The sequence below is a fragment of the Caballeronia sp. genome, assembly GCF_028292365.1.
Classification (GTDB): Bacteria; Pseudomonadota; Gammaproteobacteria; order Burkholderiales; family Burkholderiaceae; genus Caballeronia.
Window position 1 is genome coordinate 1 of record NZ_JAQGMM010000515.1, and the last position, 6,983, is coordinate 6,983.

At 59.7% G+C, this 6,983-nt stretch carries 6 protein-coding genes; 2 read left to right on the plus strand and 4 right to left on the minus strand.

Going from position 1 to position 6,983, the window contains the following annotated elements:
* From sucC to recA, 4 genes are all read right to left on the minus strand, one after another.
* Positions 1-1,091: ADP-forming succinate--CoA ligase subunit beta (gene sucC / locus JWR14_RS29995; RefSeq protein WP_299716553.1), on the minus strand; the 1,091-nt coding region annotated here is incomplete at its 3' end.
* 195 nt (positions 1,092-1,286) lie between these two features.
* Entirely contained in the window at positions 1,287-1,973 is a 687-nt protein-coding gene (locus JWR14_RS30000; RefSeq protein WP_299716556.1) for a DUF2889 domain-containing protein, read from the minus strand.
* A gap of 428 nt (positions 1,974-2,401) precedes the next feature.
* A complete protein-coding gene (recX, locus tag JWR14_RS38650; RefSeq protein WP_366144616.1) occupies positions 2,402-4,033 on the minus strand; it encodes a recombination regulator RecX in 1,632 nt (543 codons plus the stop codon).
* 16 nt (positions 4,034-4,049) lie between these two features.
* Positions 4,050-5,126 carry a recombinase RecA gene (gene recA, locus JWR14_RS30010; protein ID WP_299716559.1) on the minus strand — a complete coding sequence of 359 codons (1,077 nt, stop codon included), beginning with the start codon at positions 5,124-5,126 and terminating at the stop codon, positions 4,050-4,052.
* 227 nt (positions 5,127-5,353) lie between these two features.
* On the opposite strand from recA, the gene JWR14_RS30015 reads away from it, so the two are divergent.
* Both JWR14_RS30015 and JWR14_RS30020 read left to right on the plus strand, forming a co-directional pair.
* A complete protein-coding gene (locus JWR14_RS30015) occupies positions 5,354-6,097 on the plus strand; it encodes a response regulator transcription factor (protein WP_299716562.1) in 744 nt (247 codons plus the stop codon).
* 24 nt (positions 6,098-6,121) lie between these two features.
* Positions 6,122-6,983, plus strand: an 862-nt coding sequence (locus JWR14_RS30020; RefSeq protein WP_299716565.1) for a sensor histidine kinase, incomplete at its 3' end; no start/stop codon positions are given.

Genomic DNA, 6,983 nt, shown 5'->3' on the forward strand with positions numbered 1-6,983 from the left:
GAATCCGCCAGCATCTTCTTGCCGAGATCTTCGTTCGTGCCCTTCATGCGCACGACCAGAGGCACCTTCAGCGACACGGCCTTCGACGCTTCGATCACGCCTTCCGCGATCACATCGCAGCGCATGATGCCGCCGAAAATGTTCACGAGGATCGCCTTGAGGTTCGGGTTCTTCAACATGATCTTGAAGGCTTCCGTGACCTTCTCGGTCGTGGCGCCGCCGCCCACGTCGAGGAAGTTGGCCGGCTCGCCGCCGAACAGCTTGATCGTGTCCATCGTGGCCATTGCCAGACCGGCGCCGTTCACCAGGCAGCCGATGTTGCCATCGAGCGAGATGTAGGCCAGATCGAACTTCGACGCTTCCACTTCAGCCGGATCTTCTTCGTCGATATCGCGATAAGCGACGATGTCCGGGTGACGGAACAGCGCGTTGGCGTCGAAATTGAACTTGGCGTCGAGTGCGATCACCTTGCCGTCGCCGGTGACGATCAGCGGGTTGATTTCGGCCAGCGATGCGTCCGTTTCCCAGAATGCCTTGTACAGGCCTTGCAGGATCGCGCGTGCTTGCGGGATCGAGCCTTCCGGAATACCGATCTTGCGCGAGAGGTCGTCGGCGTCTTTGTCCAGCAGACCCGTTGACGGCTCAACGGCAAACTTGTGCAGCAGTTCCGGCGTCTTTTCCGCGACTTCTTCGATGTCCATGCCGCCTTCGCTCGATGCCATCACCACGACTTTTTGCGTGATGCGGTCGAGCACGAGGCCGATGTACAGTTCCTTCTTGATGTCCGCGCCTTCTTCGATCAGCAGGCGGTTCACCTTTTGGCCTTCAGGGCCGGTCTGGTGCGTGACGAGCTGCATGCCGAGGATCTGGTTCGAATATTCGCGAACCTGTTCCAGCGTCTTTGCAACCTTCACGCCGCCGCCCTTACCGCGACCGCCAGCGTGAATCTGAGCCTTGACGACCCATACCGGGCCGCCCAGCTCTTCAGCGGCCTTGACCGCATCGTCCACCGAGAACACGGGCTTGCCGCGCGGGACCGCGACGCCGAACTTCCGCAGGATTTCCTTTCCCTGGTACTCGTGAATCTTCATGCGTGATTCCTTCAGTCTGAGAGTTGGATTGAACTTCGATTGCGTGGATTAATGAGTTGCTTGAATTACTTGGATTACCTGAATTACGTTCAGCCTTGCTTCCCGCGTGAAAAGACCACGCGTCCGGAGTCATGCTGATGTTTCCTGGTCGGCCAGTTCTGGGAACCTGCTCTTGCTAAATTCGCTTAGTGTCGACTAATTTCGCTGAGCCGGCTCCGCTTCGCTTCCGGCCTTTTTGGAGTTGTCCTGATCCACTATCCGGTCTGCCGCGCCACGGGGCGCGTGGCCAAACCAGCGCGGATAATATTGCCGAACGGCTTCGCCGTCGAAACGCAATGCGTTGCAACGGCCAAGCTGGAATGGGGGTTTGTCGATTTCTGCTGCTTTGTCTGCTGCGTTGTTGCTTGCTGAATTTTCCGCTGATTTGCCGGGCGCGCCGCCTTTTTCGGTGTTCCACACTTCGCCGGCGAATGCCTGGATAGCGGCTGTGGGCAACACTGCGCAAAGTTCGGTGATGTGCGTGCAACCGGTCGTCCCAGCCAGCAAACGGCTGGATTCACGACGGAAATTCTGCACAAGATTGAGGCCGATGAGCGCGCGATAAGCAGGGTTCGATGCTGCGCACAGACCCGCATACGGAGCCCACTCGGAAGCCGCTTCGGCGTCGACGATGGTGAACGTGCGGTCGATGGTGATGCGCAGCCAGAGTTCATGGATCGGCAGGCCTTGAGGCCGGACGCCCGCCGCGAGTTTGACGTCGCGCGGCTTTTCATCGGTTAGACAGGCTTCGATATCCCACAGGCCATCTTCACGCTCAAACGCTTCCATTCGAATCGCGCGGCGATGGCGCAACTGTCGGGAAACGGGCGGAGAAAGCGGCATGTGCAGAGGAAGGCCGGAATGAGAAAACGCCGAAATTTTACCATACTGGGCATTTTCAGCCGGACCGAGTTGCCGCGGGGAAGCTTGAGGGGCAATGCAGAGGCTTGTGCGGGGGTTTGTTGCGCGATGGCTGCGGACAGCGGGGAATTCCGCTCAGCGTCGGGGTTGAGGTTTTTGTTTGTGCTTTGCGGTGAGAGTTAATGCGTCGGATTGCGTGGGGGTTGGGGAGTCGGATTGCGGGTCTTTGAAACATCGGGCTTTGGGACGTTGGTCCCCGTCCGTTGTGTGGGCGTTAGGTAGCAGACGTTGTGCGGTCGCAGCCATCAAATCGATGGTTGTTCGCACGTAGGCGCTGAATCGGATCGTCACTGTTTGCGCGCCGGCGCCGAATCACTGCCCACGCGTAGGCGCCCAATTTTTGCCTGCGCCTACTCCTCGATAAATTCGTCGTCGCCCGCTTTCAGCACTTTCACGATCGTCCCGCCATTGAACCCTCGCGTGGCGAGAAACCGCGCTTGTTTCGCTCGTTCGGCCGGCGTGGTTGGCAGTTCGCCGAATTTCTTGCTCCAGACCTCGCGAGCGCGGCTGAGCTCGGTTTTGTTTAGCTCAGCGCCAGCGTCCTGAATCAACGTTTCGTCGATACCGTTGCGCTTCAGCTCATGAACGATCCGGTTTGTGCCAAGTCGAGTGCCCCGCCGATGAACCACGCTCTCGACAAATCGCTCATTCGATAACCACCCTTCTCGCTCAAGCGCGTCGAGCAAGGTATCGAGGGAATCGCCTTCGCCGAGATGCGGCGTCAGCTTGCGGGACAGCTCAGCGCGGCTATGTTCACGACGCGATAAGTAACCTAGCGCCCGACCACGTAGCGATAACTGCGGCCCTTTTCGCTTGGAATCGTCGGTTGTGGAAGCTTTGCCACGTCCGGTGGATCCGCGCGAATAAACCGATTCGGCGTTTTGACTTTTGCTCACCGCATCTGCCGCTGATGGCGCGCACTGTTCGAAAGGCTCGAATGGATCGGCTATGTCGATACCGGTGTCGATGTCTCGCTCGATGCCCGGAGAAATAACCGGCGGTTTCGATTGCGATTTCCGCGCAGCTTTTGCAGGCGCAGCCTGTGACTGAACGAGTGCCAGTTCCAACGCCGCTCGAGCGCGCTTTAAGCGTTCCTCGGCGTCGACCACTTCGAATCCCGCGGCGGAATCAGCGTGTGCGGATTCAGTTCGATGCTCGTCATCTTGCGGCGCAGCTGCAATATCAGCGCTTTCGGGAGTTTCGAGAGTTTTCTCGTCAGCGGGCTTCGCCGACTTCGGTGCTTGGCGACGGCCCGTGTTTCGGTCGGTGGATCGCTCGAAAACGTCTTCCCCATCAGCAGGCTGAGGTGAAGATTTGCCACGCGTGGCCGGACTGGCTGCTTTGCGCCCCGACAACCCGCCACGTCCAAATTTGCTTCGATCACTCGATCGCTCGTATTCAGCCGGAGCATCTGCCGATGCACTCTTCGAAGATGACCGCGCCGACGCCCCACCGCTGCCAAACGATCCGCGCTTCGGATACGCACGATCACTCGACCGTTCATACACCGGCTCGGCGTCCTCCGGCGTTGCTCCATCGGCCGCTTCTAAACTCGCCGCGATTGCCTCAGCCTTGCTGCTGCCAGACGACAGGCTTGAACCACCGGAGCGCCCAAAGCTGCTTTTCCTGGCGAAGGTACTGTTACCGCTACCGCCAGCACTCTTGCCGCTGGAAAATCCACCACCCTTACTAAATCCACCACTCCCACTTTTCTCGCCAGAAACCCCGCCGCTCTTCGCGAAGCTGTTTCCAAACGAACGACGCGCCGGCGCGGATCCCTCCGCACCGGCGCGTTCGCTTGCTGCTGCGCGGAATCGATCGCTACTTCGCTCATAGCGATCAACCCCTTCCTCGACGCTGAGACTTTCGTCTTCGTCGCTGATGGACTTCGAGCCGTCCGGATCTTCCTTTGCGTCCTGCTCCGCGTCACGATTTGAATCGCGACCGGTTTTCGATCCGAACCGGCTCTTGCTGCGCATCATCTTTACCGCCTAAAGCTCATTCTTCTTCATCCGCCACTTCGGCAACACCCGGTGCCAGTGCATCGGCCATTGCATTGACGCCCAGCGACTCGCGAATCCGATTTTCGATTTCACGCGCCATTTCAGGATTCTCACGCAGGAATTCACGTGCGTTGTCCTTACCTTGGCCAATCCGTTCGCCGTTATAGCTGTACCAGGCACCGGCTTTATCGACCAACTTGGCTTGCACGCCCAAGTCGATGATTTCACCCTGACGCGAGATACCTTCACCGTAGAGGATGTCGAAGATGGCTTCGCGGAACGGCGGCGCAACCTTGTTCTTCACCACCTTCACGCGGGTTTCGTTGCCGATCACTTCGTCGTTCTTCTTGATCGAACCGATACGGCGAATATCCAGGCGCACCGATGCGTAGAACTTCAACGCATTACCACCCGTGGTGGTTTCCGGATTGCCGAACATCACACCAATCTTCATGCGGATCTGGTTGATGAAGATCACGAGGCAGTTCGTACGCTTGATCGTGCCGGTCAGCTTGCGCAGCGCCTGCGACATCAAACGGGCTTGCAAGCCAGGCAACGAATCGCCCATTTCGCCTTCGATTTCGGCCTTCGGCACCAGTGCCGCGACCGAATCGATCACGATCATGTCGATGGAACCCGAGCGCACGAGTGCGTCGCAGATTTCCAGCGCTTGCTCACCCGTGTCCGGCTGCGAGATCAGCAGGTCCGACGGACTCACGCCAAGTTTTTGCGCGTAACCGATGTCGAGCGCGTGTTCCGCGTCAATAAACGCTGCCGTGCCGCCGACCTTCTGCATCTCCGCAATCACTTGCAGGGCCAGCGTGGTCTTGCCCGACGATTCCGGACCGTAGATTTCCACTACGCGTCCACGCGGCAAGCCGCCAACGCCCAATGCAATATCTAGTCCGAGCGAACCGGTTGACACCACTTGAATGTCTTCAATGGCTTCGCCAGCGCCGAGTCGCATGATCGACCCCTTGCCGAATTGCTTCTCGATCTGCGCGAGCGCGACGGCAAGCGCCTTGCTCTTCTCTGCAGACATCCCGCCCGGGCCTTTCTTGCTATCTTCCATGAATCGTCCTTTGCTATGATGAACGGCGTCTGGCGCATGCCCTTGGGAGTTTTTTTCCGGCTGGGCGCACTGCTGCAGACACTGTATAAAAAAACAGGTGTTTTTGCAAGTCCGATCGAAGCGCGTAGTTTCAGCGCCACGTTCGACCCATGCGAAACACCACTACACCTGGAGACCGCCGCGCCGGGCGAATTGCGGTGCCGGCAATGCTTTTTGCGCACACTACGATGCGAATCCTCATTGCCGAAGACGACAGCATACTCGCGGATGGTCTCATTCGATCACTCCGCCAATCGGGCTATGCCGTGGACCACGTGCGACACGGCGTGGACGCGGACAACGCGCTTTCGCTCCAGACTTTCGACCTTTTGATCCTCGATCTCGGCCTGCCGATGATGTCCGGCCTGGAGGTCCTTAGACGCCTCAGAGCCCGCAATTCCCAGATACCCGTGCTCATCCTGACAGCCGCCGACAGTGTCGACGAACGCGTCAAGGGCCTCGACCTCGGCGCCGACGACTACATGGCCAAACCGTTCGCGCTGAACGAGCTCGAAGCCCGCGTGCGAGCCCTTACGCGGCGGGGCGCGGGCGGCGGTCCCACGGTCGTCAAACATGGCGCGCTCGCGTTCGATCAGGTTGGGCGGATTGCATCTATCAACGACCAGGTGATCGAGTTATCGGCACGCGAACTTGGCGTGCTTGAAGTTTTGTTGCAACGGGTTGGCCGGCTGGTCTCGAAGGAACAGCTCGTCAACCACCTTTGCGAGTGGGGCGAGGAAGTCAGCAATAACGCGATTGAAGTCTATGTCCATCGGCTAAGAAAAAAAATCGAGCCCGGCGGGGCGCGGATCATAACCGTTCGCGGGTTAGGCTATAGCCTTGAAAAAGCCGTTGCCGCGGTGGCCGCTCCTGTACCGCCCTCCCCGGCAAACGCCGACGAGCCTGTCTCGCCCAGCCCGCACTACAAGTAGCAAGTAACCACGAGTAACCACGCCATGGGCTCGCCAGCGTCCCCCGAGCGCGCCGCTCCGGCGTTGCGCGAGCTGACACCTCTTTCGCCGGACTTGCCGGAAGTCGACCCCGACGCTTCCCGCGACGCGCGTTATGCGAATCCGTTCGCGCCGCCCGACGAGCTCGAGCCTGACGGCGAGCCCGCGCCGCGTTCGTTATTCGGCGAGATCCTGGACTGGATGCTCGCGCCGCTGCTGCTCTTGTGGCCCATGAGCATTGCGGTCACGTATCTCGTCGCCAAATCGATTGCCAACGGGCCGTTCGACCGTGCGCTGGAGACGGATGCGTACGTGCTCGCGCGGCAGATTGCGCCGGTGAACGGCGTCGCGGAATTGCGACTGCCGAACGCCACGCGCGACTTCCTGCGCGCGGATAACGTGGACAGCGTGTTCTTCCAGGTGCTGGGTACGCGCGGCGAACTGGTGGGTGGCGATGCCGATATGCCCTTGCCTCACGACGATGACCGGCCGCAGCCCGGCATCGTGGAGTTTCGTGACGATGTGCTGCGAGGCAACGACATTCGCGTCGCTTATACGACGGTCGAAGCGCTAACGCTCTCGCATCCGGTGCTGGTCCAGGTGGCCGAGACGCTCGATAAACGTAGCCAGTTGGCCAACGACATCATCAAAGGTGTGATCCTGCCGCAGTTCGTGATCTTGCCGCTGGCTATCGTGCTGGTCTGGTTTGGGCTGTCGCGGGGGCTCGCGCCGCTGCATGCACTGCAAGCGAATATCCGCGCTCGCCGTCCCGATGATCTTTCACCACTCGAAGCCAGCCGCGCGCCACCGGAAATTGCGCCGCTGGTGGCGTCGTTCAACGATCTGCTCAACCGGCTCGAGCAGAACA